The sequence below is a fragment of the Aeromonas simiae genome (assembly GCF_000820125.1).
Taxonomy (GTDB): Bacteria; Pseudomonadota; Gammaproteobacteria; order Enterobacterales; family Aeromonadaceae; genus Aeromonas; species Aeromonas simiae.
In genome coordinates this window covers 1-2,395 of the sequence record NZ_CDBY01000026.1, presented here as the reverse complement: position 1 = coordinate 2,395, position 2,395 = coordinate 1, and the positions used below count along the sequence as shown (strand labels likewise).

The 2,395-nt window shown below is 62.7% G+C and carries 2 protein-coding genes; both read right to left on the bottom strand.

The window, feature by feature from the left end; all coding sequences use genetic code 11:
• Positions 1-53: 53 nt before the first annotated feature.
• Positions 54-794 carry an IS21-like element helper ATPase IstB gene (istB, locus tag BN1134_RS03690; protein ID WP_042045314.1) on the bottom strand — a complete coding sequence of 247 codons (741 nt, stop codon included), beginning with the start codon at positions 792-794 and terminating at the stop codon, positions 54-56.
• Positions 781-2,280, bottom strand: coding sequence for an IS21 family transposase (istA, locus tag BN1134_RS03685; protein ID WP_052449411.1), 1,500 nt, complete (start codon positions 2,278-2,280; stop codon positions 781-783). The genes istB and istA overlap by 14 nt, the downstream gene beginning before the upstream one ends.
• Positions 2,281-2,395 lie beyond the last annotated feature (115 nt).

Here is a 2,395-nt window from a genome sequence, read left to right as displayed (position 1 = left end):
TGTCAATCAGCATCGAAAAATGACCAGGGATCAGCGTCCAAAATTGACCAGGGTTAGCTGGCTGATTTCATCCTCTGTTTGAAGCGGTAGGAGTCGTTTCCGGTCTCGATGATCTCACAGTGATGAGTGAGCCGATCCAGCATCGCCGTGGTCATCTTCTCGTCCGTAAACACCTTGCCCCATTCGCTGAAGGTCAGGTTGGTGGTCAGGATCAGGCTGGTGCGCTCGTACAGCTTGCTGATGAGATGAAACAGCAGAGCGCCACCGCTTTCGGCAAACGGCAGATAACCCAGTTCGTCCAGGATCACGGCATCGACATTGACCAGCCGGTTGGCCAGTTGTCCAGCTTTGCCTGCGGCTTTCTCCTGCTCCAACTGGTTGACCAGGTCCACCACGCCGTAGAAGCGCACCCGCTTGCCCCGGCGTACGGCGTTGCGTCCCAAGGCGATGGCCAGGTGGGTTTTTCCCGTGCCGGTCCCGCCGATCAGCAACAGGTTGCGCTTCTGTGCCAGGAAGTCATCCCGATCCAGCGCAGACAACTGCTCGGGGCTCACCGGTGAGTCGTGGGTGTCAAAGCTGTCCAGATCCCGGGCCAGCGGGAATTTGGCAATGCCCATCTGGTAGCGGATCGAGCGGCATTGACGCTCGGACTCTTCGGCTTCGATCATCCGTCTGAGCCACTGCTCCGGCGGCGGCAGGGGCCGCTCCCTATGTCCCAGCAGCTCGTCGCATAGGGCGGCCATGCCGAACAGTTTCAGCCCTTGCAGGCGTTGGTAGATCTCATCGGCTGACATGCGGACCTCCCGGTAACAGGCGGTCATAGCGCTGGCAGTTGGCCTCTGGTGGCCGGGTCAGTGGCAGCACCTGGGCATGGACCACCGGCACCTCGACGGGGCGGCGTAGCCGCTGCAGCTGGTTGAGCACCAGCTCGGCGGAACTGCCGCCCAGTTGGAGTACCTGCCGGCAGGCCTGCTCCAACAGGTCGAGTCCGTCCTGCCGGGCGGCCAGCAGCAGCTTGACCATGTCCCGGTCACCGCCCTTGCGGGCCATCAGTTGCTGCTGCAAGCGGCTCAATGCCGGCGGCAGCGCCCACGCCTTGAAGGGGGCGCCGTGACGCAGAGCGCCGGGCTTGTATTCCAGCAGGTCGAGGTAGTGCCAAGGGTCATACTGGGTCTTGTCCCGGCCAAATTGACGGGGGTGGTCGGCGATAAGCTCGCTCTGGGCGTACACCTGAAGTCGGTCGGCGAAGACCCTGGCGGTCACGTGCCGATGGGCGTAACGGCTGTCGACGCTATAGGTGTTGCGGTCGAAGTGGATGAGGCAGGTACTGTCGACGCGCAGCTCCCGCTCCACATAGCCATTGAAGCGGGATGCCAGGGGACGCAGGGCGGCCCGCTCCAGCTCGAAGCGCTGCCACACCGTGTGGGACGGGTCGTCCGGATGCGGGCGTGTCTGTGCGGCCTGCTCCAGCTCCTGGATGAGGCGGCGGTTGAGTTCGGCCAGGCTGTCGACCTTGCGTCTGGGGGTGAAGCAGTGCCGACGCACGTCCTGGACCTGCTTCTCGACCTGGCCCTTCTCCCAGCCCGAGGCAGGCGTGCAGGCCACCGGCTCAATGACATAGTGGCTCATCAGTGCCAGGAAACGGGGATTGAAACGGCGCTCCTTGCCGTCGAGCACCTGGTCGACGCAGGTCTTGAGGTTGTCGTAGATACCCTGACGCGGCACGCCGCCCCAGTAGTGAAACGCTGCATCGTGGGCGGCAAACACCATCTCCTGGGTCTCGCGGGGAAACACCATGACGAAGGGCTGGCGGCTGTGGGTGAGACGAAAGTGGGCCGCCTTGACCCGTTGCACCACGCCGCCAATCTCCACCTCCTCCTCGCTCCAGTCAAACTGGTAGGCCTCGCCGGCCGCGAACGTCAGGGGGACAAAGGCCGCCGTCTTGGCGGGCTGCTTTTTGTGGTCACGGACGAAGCGCTGCACGCTGTCGTAGGCGCCTTGGTAGCCCAGCCGCTGCAGGTCTTCAAAGAGCTGCTTGGCGCAGCGACGTTGGCGCTTGGGTCGCTGGGCATCGAGGTCCAGCCACTGGGTCAGTGTCGGCTCGAATTCGCCCAACTTAGGCTTGGCAGGCTGCTGGCGGCGGTACTTGGGCGGCTCAGACGGAGGTTGGCGAAGGTACTTGCGAACGGTATTGCGAGAGAGGCCTGTGACTTTGGCGATGGCACTGATGGACTGGCCGTCCACCTGATGCATGCGCCGTATTTTCAGCACGGTTTCCATGATTAACACCCCAGGTTCTCCGGTCCAAAAACCGGATGGTTGCACACACTCCGGGGTGGTCAAAATTGGACGCTGAAAACCCCGAAAACCTGGTCATTTTTGCGCGCTGATCAAC

Excerpts from the sequence above, each read along its gene's own strand:
- istA (WP_052449411.1), bottom strand. The coding sequence starts at position 2,280 with ATGGAAACCGTGCTGAAAATACGGCGCATGCATCAGGTGGACGGCCAG.
- istB (WP_042045314.1), bottom strand. The coding sequence starts at position 794 with ATGTCAGCCGATGAGATCTACCAACGCCTGCAAGGGCTGAAACTGTTC.